The 24,459-nt window shown below is 62.4% G+C and carries 14 protein-coding genes; 4 read left to right on the plus strand and 10 right to left on the minus strand.

Annotated elements, in window-relative coordinates; all coding sequences use genetic code 11:
- Positions 1-3: 3 nt before the first annotated feature.
- The 7 genes from J0O65_RS02250 to J0O65_RS02280 form a co-directional block, all read right to left on the minus strand.
- Entirely contained in the window at positions 4-180 is a 177-nt protein-coding gene (locus J0O65_RS02250; protein WP_215403718.1) for a hypothetical protein, read from the minus strand.
- Positions 181-197: 17 nt separating this feature from the next.
- Positions 198-1,217, minus strand: a complete 1,020-nt coding sequence (locus J0O65_RS02255) for a glucokinase (RefSeq protein WP_215403720.1) — start codon at positions 1,215-1,217, stop codon at positions 198-200.
- Positions 1,218-1,606: 389 nt separating this feature from the next.
- Entirely contained in the window at positions 1,607-2,569 is a 963-nt protein-coding gene (locus J0O65_RS02260) for a VTT domain-containing protein (RefSeq protein ID WP_215403722.1), read from the minus strand.
- Positions 2,570-2,596: 27 nt separating this feature from the next.
- Positions 2,597-4,288, minus strand: coding sequence for an ABC transporter ATP-binding protein (locus tag J0O65_RS02265; protein WP_215403724.1), 1,692 nt, complete (start codon positions 4,286-4,288; stop codon positions 2,597-2,599).
- 9 nt (positions 4,289-4,297) lie between these two features.
- On the minus strand, positions 4,298-5,413 hold the full coding sequence (locus tag J0O65_RS02270; RefSeq protein WP_215403726.1) for an ABC transporter permease: 1,116 nt from the start codon (positions 5,411-5,413) through the stop codon (positions 4,298-4,300).
- Positions 5,414-5,422: 9 nt separating this feature from the next.
- Positions 5,423-6,361 carry an ABC transporter permease gene (locus J0O65_RS02275; RefSeq protein ID WP_131374152.1) on the minus strand — a complete coding sequence of 313 codons (939 nt, stop codon included), beginning with the start codon at positions 6,359-6,361 and terminating at the stop codon, positions 5,423-5,425.
- A 28-nt stretch (positions 6,362-6,389) separates the two neighbouring features.
- Complete coding sequence (locus J0O65_RS02280) at positions 6,390-8,222, minus strand: ABC transporter substrate-binding protein (RefSeq protein ID WP_251373301.1); 1,833 nt, start codon at positions 8,220-8,222, stop codon at positions 6,390-6,392.
- A 621-nt stretch (positions 8,223-8,843) separates the two neighbouring features.
- On the opposite strand from J0O65_RS02280, the gene J0O65_RS02285 reads away from it, so the two are divergent.
- From J0O65_RS02285 to J0O65_RS02295, 3 genes are all read left to right on the plus strand, one after another.
- A complete protein-coding gene (locus tag J0O65_RS02285) occupies positions 8,844-11,624 on the plus strand; it encodes a TonB-dependent receptor (RefSeq protein ID WP_215403728.1) in 2,781 nt (926 codons plus the stop codon).
- 179 nt (positions 11,625-11,803) lie between these two features.
- A complete protein-coding gene (locus tag J0O65_RS02290) occupies positions 11,804-14,479 on the plus strand; it encodes a TonB-dependent receptor (RefSeq protein WP_215403730.1) in 2,676 nt (891 codons plus the stop codon).
- Between the two features lie 374 nt (positions 14,480-14,853).
- Complete coding sequence (locus J0O65_RS02295; protein WP_215403732.1) at positions 14,854-17,487, plus strand: TonB-dependent receptor; 2,634 nt, start codon at positions 14,854-14,856, stop codon at positions 17,485-17,487.
- 74 nt (positions 17,488-17,561) lie between these two features.
- Here the strand turns inward: J0O65_RS02295 and aroG are convergent, their stop codons facing one another.
- Entirely contained in the window at positions 17,562-18,626 is a 1,065-nt protein-coding gene (gene aroG, locus J0O65_RS02300; RefSeq protein ID WP_285896773.1) for a 3-deoxy-7-phosphoheptulonate synthase AroG, read from the minus strand.
- Positions 18,627-19,134: 508 nt separating this feature from the next.
- Here aroG and J0O65_RS02305 point away from each other — a divergent pair.
- Positions 19,135-21,981: a TonB-dependent receptor gene (locus J0O65_RS02305; protein WP_215403735.1), complete on the plus strand. Its 2,847-nt coding sequence runs from the start codon at positions 19,135-19,137 to the stop codon at positions 21,979-21,981.
- A 147-nt stretch (positions 21,982-22,128) separates the two neighbouring features.
- Here the strand turns inward: J0O65_RS02305 and tldD are convergent, their stop codons facing one another.
- Both tldD and J0O65_RS02315 read right to left on the minus strand, forming a co-directional pair.
- Complete coding sequence (gene tldD / locus J0O65_RS02310) at positions 22,129-23,589, minus strand: metalloprotease TldD (RefSeq protein WP_215403737.1); 1,461 nt, start codon at positions 23,587-23,589, stop codon at positions 22,129-22,131.
- 68 nt (positions 23,590-23,657) lie between these two features.
- The gene (locus tag J0O65_RS02315) at positions 23,658-24,458 is read right to left on the minus strand and encodes a carbon-nitrogen hydrolase family protein (protein WP_215403739.1); all 801 of its coding nucleotides are present in this window, start codon (positions 24,456-24,458) and stop codon (positions 23,658-23,660) included.
- Position 24,459: the final 1 nt, after the last annotated feature.

The raw sequence follows: 24,459 nt of genomic DNA on the forward strand, positions 1-24,459 counted from the left end.
GCCTTAAATAACCAGCAATGAAACGATCTCCGGAGCAGCTGCTGTTCCCGTGGCGGCGGACCAGCCAGACAGGTGAGCGACAGTCGTCGTTTCATCCAACGATGCCAATTGTACCTGATAAAAAGCGGAAAAGCGCAAAACCGGGCAAAACACGCGTTTTACCCGGCCCTGGCGCGACATATCGCCCGCTCCCCGCGTCACAGGGAGGCGAGTTTCTCCGAGAGAATGGCCGATGCGCCCAGGAACGCTGGGTACTGCGCCGTGATGACGAAGGTCGGCACTTGCGAGACATAATTGGCGAAGCGGCCCTTGCGCTCGAAGCGGGCGCGGAAACCGGAGCGGTCGAAACGCGCGCCCAGGCGTGGCACGATGCCGCCGCCGATATAGATGCCGCCCAGCGCGCCCAGGGTGACGGCGACGTTGCCCGCCACGGTGCCCAGCATGCAGCAGAACGCTTCGATGACGTCGTCGCACAGTTGGGATTCGCCAGCCAGCGCGCGGCGCGTGATTTCCGCCGCCGGCAAGGCTTCCGCCGGCACGCCGGCGCGGTCGGCCAGCGCGCGGTAGATCAGTTCCAGGCCATCGCCGGAAATCAGGCGTTCGGCCGAGACATGTTCGTATTCGCGCCAGGCAAATTGCAAAATGCTCACTTCCACTTCATTGAACGGCGCAAAACTGACGTGGCCGCCTTCGCTTTGCAGGGCGATCCAGCCGCCGTGCGACGGAATCAGGCCCGACACGCCCAGGCCCGTGCCGGCGCCGATCAGGCCGATGGCCGTGTTCGGACGGGCCGTGCCCGCCCCCACCTGGTGCTTCTGTTCGCTCGACAGCAGCGGCAAGGCGCGCGCCAGGGCCGTGAAGTCGTTGACCACGTCCAGCGTCGTGAAGCCGCACTCTTCGCGCATGGCGCGGATCGAGAACGACCAGTGGTGATTCGTCATGCTGAGGAAATCGCCATCGACGGGATTGGCGATGGCGATCATGGCATGGCGCACGGCTTGCCCGCCGGCGGCGGCGATGTGCGGCAAGGCCAGGTAGGCTTGCAGGGCGGCGGACAGGCTCGGGTAATCGGCACAGGGCAACACTTCCACCAGGGTGATGTGGCCGGCGGCCACTTCCAGGGCGAAACGGGCATTGGTGCCACCCACGTCGGCCAGCAGGCGCGGTCCATCGGCGAAGGCGGAAGTCGGCAGTACGGGAGAAGACGAAGCGCTCATGATTTTAAATGATGAAGTGGGACGCATGGGACGCCAAGCTTAAAGGATGAATGCGCCCGGAGGCAAGCGAAGTTTGTAGTTTAAGTACACCAAAACAAGCCTTTATTGGTAGTTCCACTCCAAATGCAACAGGCGGCGCCAAAATTGCTCAAAAACAATGATTTATAGTAAGCACTCGCACTCATCAGAAGCGGCAAAAGCATGCTGCACAGCAGCAGGAATCACCTTGAAAGCAGAGTATGCCGGAGTTTGCGCAAAGCCGCCCGGTACGCGGCGGCACGGCTGTGGCGCTGCCGTCGCGACAAACCGGCGATGCTGTTTTCGTATTATTACTACCGGTTTTCAAGGCGGTTTTTTACTGCCAGCCTGGCGTGCCGGAGGCGGCGGGATCAGGAGGGCAAGCCTTCGCCCAGCAGGCTGGCGGGCGCCGGCTGGTCCGAGCGGTAGGCGGCATTCCACGCGTCGAGGCCGCCATGCAGGGGCTTGGCCCGGTGAAAGCCGTGCTGGTGCAGCAGCTTGGCCACTTGCGCGGCCGTCACGTCGTTGGGACAGCTGCAATACACGATGATGTGGCGGTCCTTGTCCATGGCGATCATGGCGGGCACCGGTTCCTTGCCATTGAAGAACAAGGCGCCCGGCACGGCCGGGGCCAAAGACTGCGCCGTGGCGCTGCGGGCGTCGACCATCAGCGGCTCTTCGCCCTGCTCTATGAGTTCAAGCAATTCATCGATGCCGATGCGCTCGATCTGCAAGGCCTGGCGGAAACGCCGGCGTTCGAGGAATTTGTACAGCAGGAACAATCCCAGCAAGGTCGCCAGCATCAGCAAGGCCGTGCTGCCCATGGTGCTGAGCAAGTCGAGCACCTGCTGCACGCTGGCATGGAAAATTACGCCGACGACGATGCCCGTGCCGCTCCACAGCAAGGCGCCCAGGCCCGCGTACAGGAAGAACAGGCCCGGCGGCGTGCCCAGCGCGCCCGACATGGGCGCGGCCACGGTATTGAATCCTGGCACGAACTTGGAAACGACGAGGGCTTTCGGGCCCCAGCGCTTGAATTTGTCTTCCGTCTGGCTGACGCAGTAGTCGGGCGACAGCGAGATGCGGCACAACAGCCGCAGGATGCGCTTGCCGAAATGCCGGCCCGCGCGGAACCACGTGAAGTCGCTGATCAGGCAAGCGCCCAGCGCGGCGGCCAGCACCAGCCCTCCATTCATGTCGCCATCGACGGCCAGCGCCCCCGCCACCACGAGGATGGGAAAGGCGGGAATCGGCAAGCCGAGCTGCTCCACCAGCACGATGCCAAAGACAATCAGGACACCGTAATGTTCGAGCAGATAAATGAGGTTGGGCATGTCCGCTATCTTACCGTAAAAGCGTGTTTAGATTTGCACGCCCTTCGGTATGGCGCCAAGCAAGGTGCGCGTGTACGGATGCACGGGATTGCGGTACAGCTCATCCGAATCGGCCAGTTCCACCACTTGCCCCTTGTGCATCACCATCACCTGGTCGGCGATGTATTTCACTACCGACAGATCGTGCGAAATGAAGATGTAGGACAAGCCGAATTCATCCTGCAAGTCCTGCAGCAGATTGAGCACCTGCGCCTGCACCGACACGTCCAGCGCCGACACGGATTCGTCGCAGACGAGGATTTCCGGCTGCATGGTCAGGCAGCGGGCGATCGCGATGCGCTGGCGTTGACCGCCAGAAAACTCGTGCGGATAGCGGTGGAACGCCTGTTCCGGCAGACCCACCTTGTCCAGCAGCCAGTAAGCCTTGGCGATGCGTTCCTGGTCGGTCGCGCCGATCTTGTGGATGCGCATGGGTTCCAGCAAAATCTGCCCCACCGTAAAACGGGGGTTGAGCGAGGCATACGGATTCTGGAAGATGATCTGGATGCGGCGTTTATACGGCAGATACTCCCGGTTCGGCATGGCGATCAAATCCTTGCCGTGGAACATGGCCGTGCCGCCCGTCGCCTGGTGCAGGCGCAGCAGGGTCAAGCCCACCGTCGTCTTGCCGGAGCCGGATTCGCCCACCACACCCAGTGTTTTTCCGCGTGGCAAAGTAAACGACACGTCCTTGACGGCCTGGAATTCGCGCTTGCCGAACAGGCCCTCGCGCGTATAAAAGCTCTTGCTCAGGTTATTCACCACCAGCACCGGCTCGTCGCCCGGCGTATAGCCGCGCGTGCGCTGTCTGACTTCCACGCCGGGGCCGGCCTTGCCGTCCATATAATCAGCGATGACGGGCAGGCGCCATGGACGCTCGTCCAGGGACGGACGGCAATGCAGCAGCGCCTTGGTATAACTGTCTTGCGGCGCCTCGAATACCTGGCGCACCTCGCCCGTCTCGCGCACTTCGCCGTGGCGCATGACGATCACCTGGTCGGCGATCTCGCCCACCAGGCCCAGGTCATGGGTAATGAACAGCACGGACATCTGGTGCTTCTTTTGCAGCGCCGCGATCAAGTCCATGATCTGCTTCTGGATCGTCACGTCCAGCGCCGTCGTCGGCTCGTCGGCGATCAAGAGTTTCGGCTCGCAGGCGATCGCCATGGCGATCATCACGCGCTGCTGCTGGCCGCCCGACATCTGGCTCGGGTAGGCGTCGATCTTGGTGGCCGGGTCGGGGATGCCCACTTCTTCCAGCAGCGCCAGGGTGCGCGCGCGCGCCTGCTTGCGGTTCATGCCCATGTGCTGGCGCAACACCTCGGCGATCTGGAAGCCGACCGTGAAGACGGGATTCAAGGACGACATCGGCTCCTGGAAGATCATCGAGATATCCTTGCCGCACATGGTGCGGCGCTCGGCGATGGACAGTTGCAGCAGGTCGCGCCCGCCGAAGAGGATGCTGGAAGCGGGGGCTATGATGGTGTGATCTGGCGGCAACAAGCCCATCACGGCCAGCGAGCTGACGGACTTGCCGCTGCCCGATTCGCCCACCAGGGCGACGGTGCTGTTGCGCGGCACGTTGAACGAGATGCCCTTGACGGCTTCGAACGTGGTCTTCTTGTCCAGGCGGAAGGTGACGCGCAGGTCGCGCACTTCCAACAGGTTATTCTGGTCCATGAGCAACTCCTATTTCACTTTGGGGTCGAGCGCATCGCGCAAGGCATCGGTAAACAGCGAGAACGCCGTCACCAGCACGGCCATCGCCGTGGCGGCGGCCGTCAACTGCCACCATTTGCCCAGGATCAGTTCATTTTGTGCCTCGTTGAGCATGCTGCCCCACGAGACGGTGCCCACCGGCACGCCAAAGCCGAGGAAACTCAGGATCACTTCCGCCTTGATGAAGCCCACCACCAGAATCGACATTTGCACCAAGGCCACGTGACTGACGTTGGGGAAGATGTGCGAAAACATCTTGCGCCAGTGCGAGGCGCCGATGGCGTCGGCCGCCATCACGTATTCGCGCGCCTTGTGCTTGATGTATTCGGCGCGGATCAAGCGGTACGGCCCCGTCCAGCCCGTCAACCCGAGGATCAGCACGATGGTCAGCACGCCCTTTTGCTGCAAGACCGCCGCCACGGTCAGTATCATCAGGATCGACGGAATCGACGTGAAGATGCTGTAGAACCAGTTGAAGAAATCGTCGACGATGCCGCCGAAGTAGCCGGATACGGCGCCAAAGAGCGTGCCCAGCACGACGGCCAGCAAGGCCGCCACCAGGCCCACGACGATCGACGTCTCGCCACCCTTGATGGTTTTCTGCAAGATGTCGTGGCCCCACTTGTCGGCGCCGAACGGCAAGGTGGCCGCCTTGTGCGCGATCAGCTTTTTCGTCTTGCCCATGCCGGCGCGCAAGGCCGTCAAGTCGTCGGCCAGCGGGTCGGTCACGCCGTACATCTCGACGCCGGCCGATGGATTACTGCCCATCTGCGCGCGCAGTTCGGCGATATCGTCGGCCAGCGGGTCGAGCACGTTGACGGGTGTCGGCGCGCTGCGCTCGTCCGTCAGGGGAATGGCGCCGTCGCCGGCCGCGGCCGCGTCCTTGTCGGCGCCGACGAAGGTGGGCGGGGCGTAGCTGACGGCCACTTCGTCTTCCCAGTTTGCCGCCACCAGGCCGCTGGCGGAGGCCAGCACCAGCAGGAAAAAGGCGCCGACCACGGCCAGCGATACCATTGCAATCTTGTCGCCGCGCAAACGGCGCCACGCCAGGGCCCACAGGCCGGGCGATGTATGAGGTTTCGACATCGTCTCTTTCTACTTCAGTTGTACGCGAGGATCGACCGCCTGGTACAGCAGGTCGGTGAGCAGGTTGAAGAGCATGGTGGCGGCGGCCACATACACGGTGATCGCCTTGATCACCGGAAAGTCGCTGCGCTCGACGGCCAGGATCACTTCACGCCCGATGCCGGGGATGCCAAAGAAGCGCTCGAGCAGGAACGCGCCGATCAGCAGGGCCGGCAAGTTCGACATCACATAGGTGATGATGGGGATGGCGGCGTTGCGCAGCACGTGGACCCACATGATGCGGCCTTCCTTCAAGCCCTTGGCGCGCGCCGTGCGCACGTAATCCTGGTTCGCCTCGTCCAGCACGAAGGTACGGAACAGGCGCAGGGTCGGCGCGATCGACACGGCCAGGCCGATCAGGATCGGCAAGGTGGAATAGCGCAGCAGGTTTTCCCAGAAACTGTCGCCCCAGCCCTGCACGGGGAACAGGCCCAGCTTGTAGGCGAAGCCGTACTGGAAGACGATGATGTAGACGAGGATGGAAATCGACATGCCCACCGTGCAGGCGATCATGACGGCGCGGTCCGTCAGCGAACCGCGCACGAAGGCGATGGCCAGCGCCAGCGCCACGCCAAAAAACGTTTCCAGCACCGTCAATGGGATCAGCACCATCATGGACGGGCCCAGGCGCGAAGTGATGATGTGCGACACGGTTTCGCCGGTCGCCCAGCTCTGGCCGAAGTCGAACGTGACGATCTGCTTGATGAAGATCCACAGCTGCACGTAGTACGGCTGGTCGACGCCCAGCTGGCGGCGGATGTTGGCGATGCTTTCCGCACTGGACATCTTGCCGGCCAGAATGTAGGCGGGATCGCCGCCCACCCAATTGAACAGGATGAAGACCAGCAGGACGACGCCCAGCATGGTGGGCAGCATCTGCCACAAGCGGCGCAGGATATAAGCAAACATAATGATTCCTTGTTGTTATAAGCCGCGCTTATTTGCTGGCGGGAGCCGGAGCAACAACCGGTACGCCCGTGCTGTCGATATCCATGTACGCCCATTCCTGGAACAGGATCGGGTGCTTCTTGTAGCCTTGCACCGTCTTTTGCGCCAGCATGTTGCGGTAGCGCGCATAGCCGATCAGGGCGCCCGCGTTCACTTCCAGGCGGCGCGCCATCTTGTGGAACAGTTCGTCGCGCTCGGGGCTGGCCGGCATGGCCTGGCTAGCCGCGTACCACTTGTCGTACTCGGGGTCCTGGTAGCAGCCGTTGTTGTTCTGGTGCGTGTTCGGGCCGTAGAACAGCTGCATGAAGTTGTCGCCGTCCGGATAGTCGGCCAGCCACGGCGCCGTGCGCGTCTGCATCTTGCACTGCTTTTCCGTCTTGAGAATGTCGGAAAAGATCATGCGGTCGTTTTCCATGCGGATGCCCAGCGAGTTGTAGGTCTTGCGCCACATTTCCGCCTGCAGCACGCCATTGGCTTCGTTGCGCGAAGCGTAGCGGATCAAGAGCGGCTTGCCGTCCGGCAAAGTGCGCCAGCCGTCGGCACCCTTCTTGTAGCCGAATTTGTCCAGCAATTTGTTCGCCAGCACGGGATCGTATTGCAGCAGGCTCTTGTAGTGCGGGTCGTAGCCGACCACGCCCGGCGGGATCGGATAGTCGAGGCGCTTGGCCTGGCCATTCCAGATGATGCGGATTTCCTCATCGATATTGTGCGCCATGGCAATGGCGCGGCGCAGGGCGATCTTTTCCTTGCTGAAGCCGCCCAGGGTCGGGTCTTCCATGTTCCAGTAGTAATAGCTGATTTCCGGGTCCAGCAGACGCGACAGTTGCACGCCCTTCTCCGCCAGTTCGGGACGCAGCTTGCCGTTGAGCAGTGCTTTCGGCGCCAGCGGGCCGTCGAGCCAGAACACGTCCGTGCCGCCGCTCTGGAACGACAGCCAGCGCGACTGGTCTTCGATCATGACGGAAATTTCGATGCGGTCGATGGCGGGAATGCGCTTGCCCTGCATCTGGCGCACGATGCGCTGGTCTTCGGGATCGTCGCCGGCCATGAAATTCCACGTTTCCGGCAAGTGCTGCGGATTGCGGTTCAGGACGATGCGGTTGCCGCGCGTCCATTCACCGAGCGTGTAATAGCCGGTGCCGACGGGATTCGAGCCCACTTCGCCCTTCACGTCGCCATATTTGTCCACCACTTCGCGCGCCACGGCGGCCGTCGGCACGTAGGCGAGGATCATGGGGAAATTGAAATCGGTCTTGGTCAGCGTGATGCGCAGGGTGTACGGGTCGAGGATTTCCAGGCCGGCCACCTTCTTGTTGAAGTCGAGCTTGTTCGACTTGGCCGCTTCCTTGGCCAGCTCGTCCAGCCCCACCACCTTGCCTTCGAACAGCCAGCTGTGCGGCGAAGCGAGGCGCGGGTCGAACAGGCGCTTCCACGAATACACATAGTCGGCCATCGTCAGTTCGCGGCGCTTGCCGCCGAACGCGGCGTCGGGCGTGAACAGGATGCCTTTCTTCAGGCGGATGGTGTAGGTCTTGCCGTCGGCCGACACTTCCGGCATGGCCGCCGCCGCGCCGGGCACCACCTTCACGGGACGGGCCAGGTAATCATAGGTGTACAGGGTGTCAAAGACAGCCTGCGTGATGTGGTTCGAATACAGGTCGCGCGCGGTGGCCGGATCGAAGCCCGTCTCGGCGGCCGGCAGGATATAGCGCAAGGTTTTGACCGGCGCGGCCGCAGGGGCGGCGTCAACGGCAACGGCCGCCAGCGGCAGGGTGGCCAGACAGGCGAGCAGCGCCACGCGCCGCATCCATGGTGACTTCATGTAATACCCTTCATCTCGATTATCCGTCGCACCGTATTGGTGCGCTTGTACTGGCTTCCCCCTGGGATACAGGATTCCACCGCCAAAACCAGTCCATCCTCGCAAGATCTATGCCTTGTTCGTCGCCAGCCTGCCCGCATGCAGGCGAGCTGGAAAAAGGCGTAACGATAACGCATATTTTGTTCGCCGGGCGAAAAGCCGCAGCATGCGTACAACGCGCGGCAAGGGCCGCTCGTGGCATCGCAAGTATTTGCCGCAACGCAACATAGCCTGATCGGCACCGCAAAAAAGCGTATTGGTAGAAACCCTTACATCCACGAATGAGCGTCATTTCAATCCGCTGGCAGAAAGCATATATCGCAGCGCAGCATTATAGAAATTATCATCTTGAAAACACTGCAATATTGGAAAAAACACTGTTGTTTCCGTGCTGAAAGATCACATTCCAGCGTTGACAAGGTTTCTCGGCAAATGGTCTTATCAATCACGGCAACGCACCGTATGCCGTTTGACCCACAGCGATTGCCGACGCAGCAATCTTTTTTAGCCTAGCGAGGTTGTGCCGCAAACCGGCCAGCCGAACTTACTTTCGGAGTTTTGAGAATGATGATGGAAACAGTGATGTCCCGCTCCGTACGCCTGATTTTTTCGGGTAGCGTAGCAGCGCTCAGCCTTGGCATGATGGCTGCGCCGGCAATGGCGCAAGACGCCAATGTACAACGTGTGGAAATTACAGGATCGAGCATCAAACGGGCCACGGCCGAGACCGCATCGCCGGTACAGCTGATCACCCGCGACGACTTGATGAAATCGGGCAAGGCCACCGTCGCCGAATACCTGCAAACGCTGACGGCCGATGGCGCCGGCTCCCTGCCAACGGGCTTCGGCAACGGCTTTGCCGCCGGTTCCACGGCCATCTCGCTGCGCGGCCTGGGCGCCACCTCGACCCTGGTCTTGCTCAATGGCCGACGCATGGCGCCGTTCGCGCGCGCCGATGACGGCCAGAAAAGCTTTACCGACCTGTCCACCGTGCCGATGCAGATCGTCGAGCGCATCGAAATCCTCAAGGATGGCGCTTCGTCCACGTATGGCGCGGACGCCATCGCCGGCGTCGTCAACATCATCCTGCGCAAGGACTTCGAAGGCCTGACCCTGAAAGGCGACACGGGCATCTCCGGCGACAGCGACGCCAAGCAGCACCGCGCCTCGCTGACCTTCGGCAAGGGCAACCTGGACACGGATAAATTCAATGTCGTCCTCAATGCCGAGTACAGCAAATCGGACATGCTGATGAACAGCGACCGCGCCGGCCGCAAATGGATAGGCAAGGCCGACCTGCGTCCGTATGGCTATGCGATCAACACCCAGTTCGCCGGCGGCTACATCAATGGCAACAACGATGCGAATGCCGCGCCGACGGGCCTGATCCGCGACCCCGTCACCAACAACTATGTATCGCTGCCCGGCTGCTCCACCTTGTCCGTGTCGTCACCACAAGATCCGAAGGGCGGCTGCCTGTGGCACCACGACCAGTTCCGCTCGATGCAGCCGAAGATCGAATCGATCAACCTGTACACGCGCGGCACGTGGCAAGTCAATGCCGACACCCAGGTGTATGCGGAAGCGGGCTACTCGAAGCGCGACACGGCCTTCACCCTGATACCGCCATCGATCACGCCGACCATCGCCTTCCCGCCGAACGCCACCAGTCCGACCGGCGTCGTCAACTACGGTTCCGGCGCTGGCACCACCATCGTGCTGGCCGCCAACCACCCGCAAAATCCGTACGGCGTGCCGGTGCGCGTGCGCTACCAGGCCTTCGACGTGGGCGCCAGCACGCGCCAGGCCAACAACGAGTTCAACCGCATCGTGCTCGGCGTCAAGGGCAACGCCATGGGCTGGGACTACGATGCCGGCTATACGCATTCGGAATCGAAGCTGCACCTCGATTACAGCAATATGCTGAACATGGCCGTCGTCAAGGATGCGCTGGGCAATCCGAACAGCAAATATTTCCCGTACTACATCGGTGCGCAGGCGGGCAAGAATCCGGCCTCGCTGTATGCGGCCATGGTGACCAACGCCACCTCCGATTCCACCACCAAGCTCGACATCATCGACTTCAAGGCCACGCGCGAGCTGATGCAACTGCCGGGCGGCGCGCTGGGCCTGGCCGTGGGCGCCGAACATCGCCGCGACAAGCTCGACAATCCATCGCTGTCGGGCACGGAAAACGGTTCCATCAACTCCAGCTACGTGGCAGCCAAGGGCGACAGCAAGGTCTCGGCCGTGTTCCTCGAAGTGCTGGCGCCCGTCATCAAGACGGTGGAACTGTCGGGTGCCTTGCGTTACGACAAATATGACCGTTTCTCGTCAACCACGCCGAAACTGGGCGCCAAATGGACGCCGCTGAAAACCTTCGCCGTGCGCGGCACGTATTCGGAAGGCTTCCGCGCTCCGGGCCCCGCCGAAAGCAACGCCAATTCGCAATCGACGGGTACCTCGACCGTCAGCGATCCCGTGCGCTGCCCGGGCGGCACCCGCTTGCCGGGCGCCAATGCCAGCGACTGCGAACTGCAAGTGGCGGCCGTCAAGATCGGCGACCCCAGCCTGAAGCCGGAAAAATCCAAGGGCTACACCCTGGGCATCGTATGGGATCCGTTCAACGACACCAGCCTGTCGCTGGACGGCTGGAAGATCAAGCGTGAAAACGAGATCAACCCGCTGCCGTACAACGAGGCGGCCGCCCTGCCGACGGCCATCCGCGCCGACAACAACCTGACCATCAATGGCGTCGTCACGCCGAACACGGGTACCTTGCTGATCACCAAGGCGCCGTACCGCAACTCCAGCTTCACCGAGATCAAGGGTATCGACCTGGACGTCAAGCAGCGCGTGCGCCTGGGCGACTACGGCCGCGCCACGTTCGGCCTGACCTGGACCCACATCGCCTCGTGGGTACGGGCCGAGTCGTCCACCGTGCGCTACCAGTTCGCCGGCACGCATGGCAATTGCGATACGTCCAACTGCGCCGGCACGCCGAAGGACAAGATCAATCTCACCGGCTCGTGGGACCTGGGCAACTGGAACGTCAGCGGCGTGCTGAACTACCGTTCGGACATGAAGAACATCCTGTTCGAAGGCAAGCCTTGCGCTTCCAAGCTGGCCAACGGCACGCCGGCGCCGAACGGTTGCAAGATCGCCTCGTTCACCACGCTCGACCTGTCCTCGCGCTGGAACGTCAACAAACAGTTGCAATTGTTTGCCTCGATCAACAACGTGACCGACAAGATCGCACCGCTCGACCCGCTGACCTATGGCGGCATGAGCTACAACCCGATGGACGCCAGCGGCGCCATCGGCCGCTACTTCAAACTGGGCGCCAGCTATAAATTCTTCTAAGCTGACGGCCGTATCCTGACGCAAGGCGGTGAGCAATCACCGCCTTTTTTTTCGTCCGCGACTGTGGCGCAACGACACACATCCACACGCCTATTGCGCTAGCGCAAACCTTACCTCCTGTGCGCCTGTAAAACTCCCTTGCTAGCCACTTGGCCAAACCCATGCCACAGGAGTGTCAGATGACGCAAACCCGCAGTCCCTCCCCTACCTTGCGCCTGTTGTGCGCCGCCTTGCTCGGCGCGTACGGCCATGCGGCCATGGCGCAGGAAACCGACGCAGCGGGCCCGCCAGCCATACAGCGGGTCGAAGTCACCGGTTCCTCCATCAAGCGCCTCGTCTCGGAAACGGCGACGCCCCTCTCCATCTTCAAGGCCGAGGATTTCGCCAAACAGGGCTTGACGACGGCCCAGGAAGTACTGGGCAAGATCCCCTCGAATGCGTCGAGCATGGGCAGCGGCAATGCCGTCGGCGGCAATACCAGCGGCTTGCCCACGGGCGGCCAGGCCAGCGCCGACTTGCGCGGCCTGGGCGGCGACAAGACCCTGGTGCTGCTCAATGGCCGGCGCATCGCCAACCACCCCTATGACGGCGCCAGCGTCGACCTGAACATCATCCCGATTGCCGCCCTGGAACGCGTCGAAGTGCTGCGCGACGGCGCCTCGGCCATCTACGGCACGGACGCCATCGGCGGCGTCATCAACTTCATCACCAAGCGCTCCGTCAACGTCACGAATATCACGGCCGAGGTCGTCGCGCCAGAACACAAGGGCGGCGGCGAGCACCGCCTCAACCTGTCGACGGGTTTCGGTAAGCTCGACAGTGACGGCTACAATATCTTCGGCGTGGTCGACTACCACAAGCAAAATGTGCTCACGTCGCAGGACCGCGATTTTTCCAGGACCGGCATCATTCCCGAGCGGGGATTGTCGCTCACCAGCGGCACCACCTTCCCCGGCAACTACTTCGATGCGGCGGCCAACGGCGGCAAGGGCCTGGCCGGCAATCCCTACGCAGCCAGCGGCTGTTTGCCGCCGCTGTCGGTGCCGGCCGTGCCGGCGAATGGCACTTGCCGCCAGGATTACACGCGGCAGATCGACGACCTGCCCGCGCAAGAGCAGGTAGCCTTCTTCGGCAAGGGCGCCTTCAAGCTCGGCGGCGGCCACCTGGCCACCGTGGAATATCTGCATTCGGAAAACAAGGTCAAGGCACGCACGGCGCCGCCGCCGCAAACGGGCTTGATCTTGCCCATTAGCAGCAAATATTATCCGGGCAATGCGGGCGGCGTGCCGGCCCAGCCGGGCCTGTCGGGCCAGCCGCTGAGCGTCAACTGGCGCCCCGTGGAAGCGGGCCAGCGGCAGATCGATTCGGACGGCAAGGCGGACCGCCTGGTGCTGGCGCTGGAGGGGGAACTGGCCGGCTGGGACTACAAGACGGGGCTGAGCCACGCCATCAGCAAATCGTCAGAAAAATTCACGAACGGCTACGTGCAGGATGCGAGCTTTGCCGCCGGCGTGCTCAATGGCATCCTGAACCCGTTCGGCGAGCAGGATGCGGCCGGCAAGACTTACCTGGCCAGCACGGCCCTGCGCGGTGAAGTACAGAACGCCAAGGTCACCACCACGGGCTTCGACATCAAGGGCAGCCGCGATCTGATGCAGCTGGCCGGCGGCCCGCTGGCCATCGCGCTCGGTGGCGAAGTACGGCGCGAAAAGGCCGACTTCAACGTCAACCGCGACATCGCCGGCCAGGCCGCCAGTTCCGGCCTGTCCGGTTCGCTGTCGAAGAGCGGCTCGCGCACGATCCAGGCCGTCTTCGGCGAAATTAACTTGCCGCTGATCAAGGATCTGGAAGTGCAGCTGGCGGCCCGCTTCGACCATTACAGCGACGTGGGCAGCACCACCAATCCGAAGCTGGCCCTGCGCTACCAGGCCAGCAGCGCGCTGGTGCTGCGCGGCTCGGCCAGCACGGGTTTCCGCGCCCCCACCCTGTTTGAAAAGAATGCGCCGCCGTCGAAGAACGATACCAACGATTCCTACGACGACCCGATTTTGTGTCCCGGCGGCGTGCCGCAGCCGGGCGCCAATCCCCTGCGCGATTGCGACTTGCAGCAATTCAAGCTGCAAGGCGGCAATGAGAAGCTGAAACCGGAAAAATCCACCACCTTCGCCGTCGGCCTCGTGCTCGAACCGGTCAAGGAAGTGACGCTTGCCATCGATTACTGGAACATCCACCTGAAGGACAAGATTTCGTCGCTGCCCGAACAATCCATCTACGGCAACTACGAAAAATACAAGGCCTTGTTCCTGCGCAATCCCGACGGTTCGCCCTACGCCATCCTGGACTTGAACGACAACCTCGGCGAAGTGAAGACCGACGGCATCGACGTCAGCCTGAATGCCCGCCTGGGACGCGGCGCGTATGGCGATTTCAGCGTGTCGGTGGATGGCACCTGGACCCACAAGTATGACTACCAGAACGAGCGCGCCGGCGCCTTCATCGCCAACGTGGGCCGCTACGCGGACAACAATCCCGTATTTCGCTGGAAACATACGGCGGCGCTGAACTGGCGCAAGGGCAACTGGGGCGCCACCGTGTCGCAATCGTTCAAGTCCGGCTACACGGACCAGAACCAGGTGGATCCGCAGTTCCGCCACGATGTGCCGTCGTACAGCCTGCTGAACGTGTCGGGCAGCTATGTGTGGAAAGGCTTGCTGCTGACGGCCGGCGTGAAAAACCTGTTCGACAAGGAACCACCGTTCTCGAACCAGGGCACCTTGTTCCAGAAAGGCTACGACCCGCGCTACACGGACCCGATCGGGCGCGCCTGGTACTTGCGCGGCAGCTATACGTTTTAAGGGAAACTTCAGGTCAACAGATAAAACAGGCAGCGCTGGCAACAGCTTGCCAGCAACAGAAAAGCGGCGCCATCAGCGATGATGTGCGCCGTTTTATTTTTACGCATCTGAACAGGACTGACAAGGGTTCACGATACTTTATTACTGAAGGATTATAAAAAAAACAGGAAAATGTTGCGTTTCGTCCAAAAAGTCCGCACGAAATTGACAATCTGAATCGTGAATGTTTTGATGAGGGCCCGGAAAATTTACAGAATTTTCATTGGTGGATTTTCAAAAAGGCAAATAAATTGTTGGCAAGCAACAAGTTATTTCAAAATAATTGCCGCCTTTATCACAATAACAAGGAATTTCAGATGATGATAGAAAATGTAATGTCTCGGTCGCTGCGCCTGATGTTTGCTGGCAGTTTGGCCCTGGGCATGCACGCCGCATATGCGCAAGAAACAACAGATGGCGCCATGCAACGCGTGGAAGTGACGGGTTCGAGCATCAAGCGCCTGGCATCGGAGACGGCGCTGCCGATCACCTCGATCAAGGCTGACGATTTCGCCAAGCAAGGCTTGACGACGGCACAAGAAGTCCTGTCCACCATTTCCATGAATCAAAGCTCGCAAAGCAGCTCGCAATCCGTGGGCTCCGGCACGGGCGGCCAATCCGTCGCCGACCTGCGCGGCATCGGCGGCGACAAGACCCTGGTCCTGCTGAACGGCCGCCGTATCGCCAGCCACCCGTTCAACGGCTCGTCCGTCGATCTGAACATCATCCCTATTTCTGCCTTGGAGCGTGTCGAAGTGCTGCGTGACGGCGCTTCCGCCATCTACGGCACGGACGCCATCGGCGGCGTGATCAACTTCATCACCAAGCGTTCCGTCAAAGGCGGCTCCGTCACGGTCGAACATTACGAGCCACAGAAAGCGGGCGGCGGCGACGAGTCGCGCCTGAACCTGTCCGGCGGCTATGGCGACTTGAACAAAGACGGTTTCAACGTCTTCGGCGTCGTCGACGTGCATCGCCAGGCGGCGCTGAGCACGGCAGACCGTTCCTTCTCGAAGAGCGGCTATATCCCGAGCAAGGGCGTGGATAACCTGAGCGGCACCACCTTCCCGGCCAACTTCTACGATACGGGCAATGGCCTGATCGGCAACCCGGCCTTCGCCGGCGGTTGCGTGGGTGAGAACCTGTACAAGAATACCTCGGGCAAGAGCACCTGCGCCATGGATGTCACGCCATTCATCCAGGCCATCCCGAAAACCCAGCAGGAATCCTTCCTGGGCAAGGCCAGCTTCAAGCTGAACCAGGATCACCTGGCCACCATCGAATACCTGCACTCGCGCAGCACCAACGAAGCGCGCATCTCGCCGCCGCCGATGTCGAACATCGGCATCCTCATGTCGTCGAGCTCGCCTTACTATCCAGGCGGCAGCGGCGGTGTGCCAGCCGTGGCAGGCCTGTCGGGCGAACCGCTGGACATCAGCTGGCGTCCAGTGGCGTCGGGCCAGCGCAGCGGCTTCGACACCAGCACCTCGGATCGCCTGGTACTGGCTTCCGAAGGCGTCCTGGGCGCATGGGACTACAACGTCGGCCTGAGCTACTCCGTCAGCAAGGCCACCAGCGCCTTCACGGGCGGCTACCTGAATGACCAGCGCATCATCGACGGCATTGGCAATGGCATCCTGAACCCATTCGGCGAGCAGAGCGCCGCCGGTGCCGCATACCTGAAGGATTCCGTCCTGAAGGGCGAATACCTGAGCGCGAAGATGACCAGCACCGCGGTCGACGCGAAGATCAGCCGCGAGCTGTTCAACCTGCCGGCGGGCGCCGTCGGTTTCGCCGTCGGCACGGAATTCCGCAACGACAAGGCGGAATACAATGTGAACCGCGACCTGGCTGGCCAGGCATCGAGCTCCGGCTACGCCGAAGCGCAGAACCAGTCGGGCAGCCGCAACATCTCCGCCATCTTTTCGGAACTGAGCATTCCTGTCGTGAAAGACCTGGAACTGTCGCTGGCAGCCCGTTATGACCACTACAACGACGTCGGCGGCAGCTTCAACCCGAAAGTCGGCGTACGCTGGCAGCCAACGAGCCAGGTGCTGCTGCGCAGCTCCTACAACACAGGCTTCCGCGCGCCAACGCTGTATGACCTGCATGGCCCGCAAACCAAGACCTTCACGGCCAACAAGTACGACGATCCACGCCTGTGCCCAGGCGGCGTACCGATCCCTGGCGCCAACAGCAACGTCGCCTGCGGCGCGCAGCAATACATCCGTTCGGGCGGCAATCCGGACGTCGGCCCGGAAAAATCGAAAACCTTCAGCGCCGGTATCGTCATCGAGCCGACCAAGTCGCTGACCGTCTCGCTCGATTACTTCCAGATCAAGCTGCGCGACAAGATCGGCACTGTGGCCGAACAGACCCTGTTCGACAACTACGCCAAGTATCAGAGCAACTTCATCTATACCGCTGACGGCAAGCTCGATTACGTGCTGGCCACCCTGGGCAACCTGGGCGAAATGCACACCTCGGGCATCGACCTGGGCCTGAACTGGAAATTGCCACGCAGCCAGTATGGCAACTTCACGTTCGCCTTTGACGGCACCTGGGTACAGAAGTATGAGTACCAGAACGAACGCGGCGGCGAATTCGTGCAGAACGTCGGCGTGTATGGCGACAATGCACCGGTATTCCGCTGGAGACACAATGCCTCCCTGCAATGGAATCTGGACAAGTGGAATGCCACGCTGTCGAACAAGTACATGAGCGGCTACCGCGACCAGAACTATGTCGATCCGCAATTCGAGCAAAGCGTCAAGGCTTACTCGGTATGGTCGCTGTCGGGCGCGTACTCGGGCTTCAAGAACACCGAAGTCACCGTGGGCGTGAAAAACCTGCTGAACGAAGATCCACCGTTCAGTAACCAGATCGGCACCTTCCAATCCGGCTACGATCCGCGTTACGCCGATCCGCTGGGCCGCACTTTCTACGTGCGCGCCACCTACAAGTTCTAAGCTCGCCGCGAGCTGAAAACTGAAAAGCCCGGAAAGCTTAGCTTTCCGGGCTTTTTTTCATGCTGCGCGCCACGTTATTCCGCGTCGCCCTGCAAGCGGCGCTGCTTGACGGCTTGCGCCAGGTTTTCCAGCACGGCCACGCTGGCGCTCCAGTCGATGCAGCCGTCCGTGACGGACTGGCCATACACCAATTCCTTGCCCGGGATCAGATCCTGGCGCCCCGCCACCAGGTGCGACTCCACCATCACGCCGACGATGCGGCCGTCGCCGCCTGCCACCTGACTGGCGATGTCGGCGCACACGGGAATCTGGTTTTCCGGTTTTTTCGAACTGTTCGCATGCGAGGCGTCGATCATCAGGCGCGCCGCCAGGCCTTGCGCGGCGATGGCCTTGCACGCCTCGTCCACGCTGGCCGCGTCATAGTTCGGGGTTTTCCCGCCGCGCAAGATGATATGGCAATCCTCGTTGCCGTTGGTCGAGACGATGGCCGAGTGCCCTCCCTTCGTGACGGACAGGAAATGGTGCGGCTGCGAGGCGGCCTTGATGGCTTCCACGGCGATTTTCACGTTGCCGTCCGTGCCATTCTTGAAACCGACCGGACAGGACAGTCCCGACGCCAGCTCGCGGTGCACCTGCGACTCCGTCGTGCGCGCGCCGATGGCGCCCCAGCTGATCAGGTCGGCGATGTATTGCGGGCTGATGACGTCGAGGAACTCGGTACCGGCCGGCAAGCCCAGCTCATTGATATCGCGCAACAGTTCGCGCGCCATGCGCAAGCCGTCGTTGATGCGGAAGCTGTTATCCATGTACGGGTCGTTGATCAGCCCCTTCCAGCCCACCGTCGTGCGCGGCTTCTCGAAGTAGACGCGCATGACGATTTCCAGTTCGCCCGCGAAACGCGCGCGCTCCTTGACCAGCAGGCGCGCATATTCCATCGCCGCCTTGGTGTCGTGGATGGAGCAAGGGCCGATCACCACCATCAGGCGGTCGTCCTGGCCATGCAGGATACGGTGCAGGGCAATGCGAGCGCTGGCGGCAGTCTGTTCGGCTTGCTCCGAGCAGGCGAATTCGCGGATCAGGTGGGACGGCGGAGTCAGTTCCTTCATTTCGCGAATGCGCAAATCATCGGTGCGGGGCATCATTTTCTCCAAAATTTAAGGATGGGTAAAACATCTGGGTAAAAAAAAACCGCCATCAGTGGCGGTTTTTTAGAATTTGCTGGGATCTCGTTTTGCTGCTACGTGAACCGACCGCTACTCCACCGCCTTTGGGTTGGAATTGCTAAAGTAAAAATAAGCGGTAAAAAAGTGGCGAGCGAACATGCGAGTCATCCGTAAGTGATGAACGACTATAAACCTAAATTGCAAGGGTTGGCAAGCATATTTGTCGGCAAAGCCGCATGTCGCCGCCGTTTTACACTGCATAACCCGCAAAAAAGCATAAAAAGTTGCGCGCTGTGAATCTCGCTGCGACTCTGCACACCCGGCACCACCGCTGTGCCCGTCGTGGCAACCACGCCACGCCGGCCATTCTATCGACGAGAAGCAGGGCACTCCTTGATCCAGGTCTAGTCCCGGTGTCGCCGCACGGACAAAACTCAAGGACGTATCGATGACCTTTGACTGCCTGACCTTTCCGGAGAACCGCATGATCCCTACACCATCCTTGCATTCCGCTACCTTTCCCCCCCCCAGGCTGGGCCTGGCACTGGCCAGTGCACTGCTGAGTCTACCCGTCCTGGCGCAGGACACCGCACCCATTGCCCGCGTGGAAATCACCGGCTCGAACATCCGCCGCGCGCAGGCGGAAACGGCATCGGCCGTGCAAACCCTGAATGCGGCCGACATCGAAAAGTCGGGCAAGTCCAGCGTGGCCGAACTGCTGCAGACCCTGGCCGTCGACAACCAGGGCTCCGTGCCCACCTCCTTCGGCAACGGCTTTGCCGCCGGCGCCTCCGGCGTGTCGCTGCGCGGCCTGGGCACGGCCTCGACCCTGGTGCTGCTGAATGGCCGCCGCGTGGCGCCGTATGGCTTGGCCGACGATGGCCAGAAAGTGTTTGCCGACCTGAACATCATTCCCCTGGAAGCGGTGGAACGGGTGGAAATCCTCAAGGATGGCGCCTCGGCCATCTACGGCTCGGACGCCATCGCCGGCGTGGTCAACGTGATCCTGCGGCGCGACTACCAGGGCACGGCCATCAAGGGCAATTACGGCAAGACGAAGGACTGGGACGGGCGCGACGCGCGCGCCGCCATCACGCACGGCTTCGGCGACATCGACAGCGACCGCTACAACGTGCTGCTGAACCTCGAATACAGCGAAAAGGCCGCCATCTGGAACCGCGACCGTGCCGGGCGGGGCGCCGTCGGGCGCAGCGACTTGCGCGACCTGGGCTTCAGCGCGCAGGAAACCCTCAGCGGCGCGGGCGCCATCACCACCAACAATGCGGCCGGCAGCGCCGTCAACGGCAATGTGCGCAATCCCGACACGCTCGACTACTACAACCGCGGCAACCTGGCCGGCGCGGGCTTTACGCGCACCTTCCCCGGCGCCGCCTGCGGCAACTTCACCACGCATCCGCAGGGCGACCCGGGCGGCGGCTGCCTGACCGATGCCGCGCAGCAGTACGGCCAGATCCAGCCCAGGCAAAAAAACATCAATTTCTTCGGCCGTGGCGCCTGGCAACTGACGCCGGCCCTGCAGACGTATGCCGAGCTGAATCTGTATCACAGCGAATCGCACTCGGCCACCACGCCCTCGACGGTCAGCGGCTCGGTGGGCTACCCGGGCGGCCCCGTCAGCAATGCGGGCGTGTCGCTGGGCGCAGCCCACCCGGACAATCCGTATTTCGGCACGGCGGCGCGGCTGCGCTACCTGGCGGCCGACGTGGGGCCGCGCCTGTCGGAAGTCGATTCCACGTTCATGCGCTTCGTCGCCGGCATCAAGGGCGCCGTGGCGGGTTGGGATATCGACAGCGCCCTGCTGTACTCGCAGAACAAGGTGTCGAACAAGCTCGATGGCTACCTGCAGCGCGACGTCGCCTTCGCCCTGCTCAACCCCACCGCCACCAATGTGGAGCGGGCCAGCCTGAACCCCGCATATGCGGCCCTGCCGGCCGGCAGCCTGTGGCGCATCGCGGAAAACGCGGGCCTCAATTCGCCCGCGCTGTACGCGGCCCTGTCGCCGCGCATCTCGAACGACGCCAAGACGCATATCGCGCAGATCGACTTCAAGGCCAGCCGCGAGGTGGCCAAGCTTGACGGCGGCGGCCTGGGCGTGGCCGTGGGCGCGGAATTCCGCCACGAATCGACGGAACTCAAACCGACCACGGGCACGGAACGGGGCAATATCATCGGCCTCGGCTATTCCGCCTACAAGGGCAGCCGCAACGCCTCGGCCATCTATGCGGAAGTGCTGGCGCCCGTGCTGAAGACGGTGGAACTGTCGGGCGCCCTGCGCGCCGACCATTTCACCGACGTGGGCAATTCCTACACGCCAAAAGTGGGCGTGAAATGGACGCCCGTGCGCGAACTGGCCCTGCGCGGCACCTTCGCCAAGGGTTTCCGCGCCCCCAGCGCGGCGGAAAACGGCGTCGGCGGCCTGGCCGCGTTCTCCACCGCCAGCGATCCGCTGCGCTGCGCTCTGGGCGTGGAAGCCGCTTGCGATCCGGCTTCCATCGCCGTCATCACCTCGCCCAATCCCAAGCTGTCGCCCGAACGTTCGCGCAGCTATTCGGTGGGCGCCGTATGGGACCCGCTGCCGCGCACCAGCATTTCCGTCGACCTGTGGCAAATCCGCCGCAAGAATGAAATCAACCAGGAGCAAACGGACACCGCCATCGCCGAAGGCCACGTGGCGCGCGACCCGTCGACGGCCACCGGCATCGCCGGCGATCCGGGCGCCATCACCGCCGTGCTGGCCAATTATGTGAATTCGGCGCAAACAACGGTGCGCGGCATCGACGTCGACGCGCGCCAGCGCTTCAACCTCGACAGCGGCTACGGCAGCCTGACCTTCGACCTGAAATGGACGCATCTGTACAAATGGCTGCGCACGGAACAGGACGGCACGCGGCGCGATTTTGCCGGCACACATGGCAATTGCGATATCTCAAACTGCATGGGTACGCCGGACGACCGCATCAACCTGGGCGCCACCTGGGAACGCCAGAGCTGGCGCGTCACCGCCAACGTCAACTACCGCGCGCAGCTCGACAACGTGCTGTTCAAGAATGACCCGGACGGCTGCGCCACGCATTTCGCCGATGGCACGGACGCACCGCGCGGCTGCCGCATCGCTTCGTTCACCACGGTGGACCTGACGGCCCGCTGGCTCGCCACGCCCAAGCTGGAAGTGTTTGCAACGATACAAAACCTGTTCGACAAGATCGCCCCGCTCGACCCGCTCACGTATGGCGCCACGGGCTACAACCCGCTCGACTACGCGGGCGCGGCAGGACGCTTCATCAGTGCGGGGGTGAAGTACAAGTTCTGAATTTCGTCATATTTTCAACGTATCAGGCGTTTCAGGAACCGTAGCGAGCAAGCCCAATATTGGGTTGAGTAGCGCAGCTGTACTTCAGGTACAGCGAGCAACGCAAACTCAAGAGTGGGCTGCGCAGTAGGTTCCTGAAATGGCGATCTAAGCCGTGCCGCCGACGGTAATACCGTCCAGGCGCAAGGTGGGCTGCCCCACGCCCACGGGCACGCTCTGCCCCTCCTTGCCGCAGATGCCCACGCCCGAGTCGAGGCGCATGTCGTTGCCGATCATGGAAACGCGGTTGAGCACGTCCGGGCCATTGCCGATCAGGGTCGCGCCCTTCACCGGGTAGCTGAGCTTGCCGTTTTCAATCACGTACGCTTCGCTGGCCGAGAAGACGAACTTGCCGTTCGTGATGTCGACCTGGCCGCCGCCGAAGTTGACGGCATACAGGCCGTTCTTGACGGAGGCGAGGATCTCCCCCGGGTCCTTGTCGCCGCCCAGCATATATGTATTCGTCATGCGCGGCATGGGCAGGTGGGCGAACGATTCACGGCGCGCATTGCCCGTCACGGGCATCTTCATCAGGCGCGCGTTCATCGTGTCCTGGATGTACCCCTTCAGGATGCCGTCCTCGATCAGGGTGGTGCACTGCGTCGGGTTGCCCTCGTCATCGATATTCAGGGAGCCGCGCCGGCCAGCCAGGGTGCCGTCGTCGACCACGGTGACGCCCTTGGCGGCCACGCGCTCGCCGATACGCCCGGAAAACGCGGACGAGCCCTTGCGGTTGAAATCGCCTTCCAGGCCGTGGCCGATCGCTTCGTGCAGCAGGATGCCGGGCCAGCCCGGTCCCAGCACGATGGTCATGGGGCCGGCCGGCGCCGGGCGCGCATCCAGGTTCACCAGGGCCGAATTGACGGCGTCCGTCGCGTATTGGTCCAGCACGGCATCGCTGAAATAGTCATAGCTGTAGCGTCCGCCGCCTCCGGCCGAGCCCGTTTCGCGGCGGCCATGCTGTTCCGCGATCACGGTCAGCGACACGCGCACCAGCGGACGGATGTCGGCCGCCAGCACGCCGTCGCTGCGCAGCACCAGCACCACGTCGTACTCGCCGGCCAGGCCCGCCATCACTTGCACCACTCTGGGATCTTTCGCGCGCGCCATCTTTTCCACGCGTTCCAGCAATTGCACCTTGGCCGTGGCGTCCAGCGAGGCGAGCGGATCGTCGGGCAGGTACAGCGAGCGCCCGCCCTGCACCAGCGTGTGTCCCGCAATCTTGATCTTGCCCGAACCGGCGCGCGCGATGGTGCGCGTGGCCGCCGCCGCTTCCAGCAGGGCCCGCTCGGAAATGTCGTCGGAATAGGCAAAGGCCGTCTTGTCGCCGGACACGGCGCGCACGCCCACGCCCTGGTCGATGGAAAAACTGCCCGTCTTGACGATGCCCTCTTCCAGGCTCCAGCCTTCGCTCCTGGTCGACTGGAAATACAGGTCGGCATAGTCGACCTTGTGCGTAAACATCGTGCCCAGGGCTTTGAGCAGCTTGTCTTCATCCAGGCCGAACGGCGTGAGCAGGATATCGCGCGCCACGGCCAGGCTGGACAGATTGGGTTCAAATGGCTTCATAGCTTTGCACTCGCTAATTATATTCAACTCATTCTCAGTACCTGACAGCAACTTATGTCAAGTCCTCCTCACATAGTGCGGTGCGCCAGGGCCGGCAGCGACTCGCGCACGCCGGCCAGGAACACCAGGTCGATCTCGCCGCTGACCACGCCCTCGCCTTCGGGCAGCACGGCTTTGACTTCGCCCCACGGGTCGATCAGCATGCTGTGCCCCCACGTGCGGCGGCCGTTCGGATGCAAGCCGCCCTGCGCCGAGGCCAGCACGTAGCACTGGTTTTCGATGGCGCGCGCGCGCAGCAGCACCTCCCAATGGGCGCTGCCCGTCGTATGGGTAAACGCGGCCGGCACGACGATCAGCGCGCAATCGCCCATGGCCCGGTACAGTTCGGGAAAGCGCAAGTCATAGCAGATGGACAGGCCGACCCGGCCGAACGGCGTCTCGATCGAGCGCACCTGCGCGCCTGGCACGATGGTACGCGATTCGTTGTACGACTCGGTGCCGCGCGTAAAACCGAACAGGTGGATCTTGTCGTAGCGGCCGGCAGGCGCGCCTTGCGGGTCGTACACCAGCGTCGTATTGAGGACCTTGCCCTCCTCGCCCGAAATCAGGGGCAAGGTGCCGCCGATCAGCCAGATGCCGTGCTGGCGCGCCATCTGCGCCATGCCATCCTGGATCGGTCCGCTGCCGGGCTGTTCCGCATGGGCCAGCTTGTCCGTTTCCTGCTGGCCCATGATGGCCCAGTATTCGGGCAACACCACCAGCTGCGCGCCGCCGGCGGCGGCCTGCGCCACCAGGCGCCGCGCCGTGGCCAGGTTGTCTTCCACGGACGGCGAGGAAATCATTTGTACTGCTGCCACTGTATGCATCATT

The sequence above is a fragment of the Janthinobacterium sp. JC611 genome (assembly GCF_018682595.1).
Classification (GTDB): domain Bacteria; phylum Pseudomonadota; class Gammaproteobacteria; order Burkholderiales; family Burkholderiaceae_D; genus Janthinobacterium.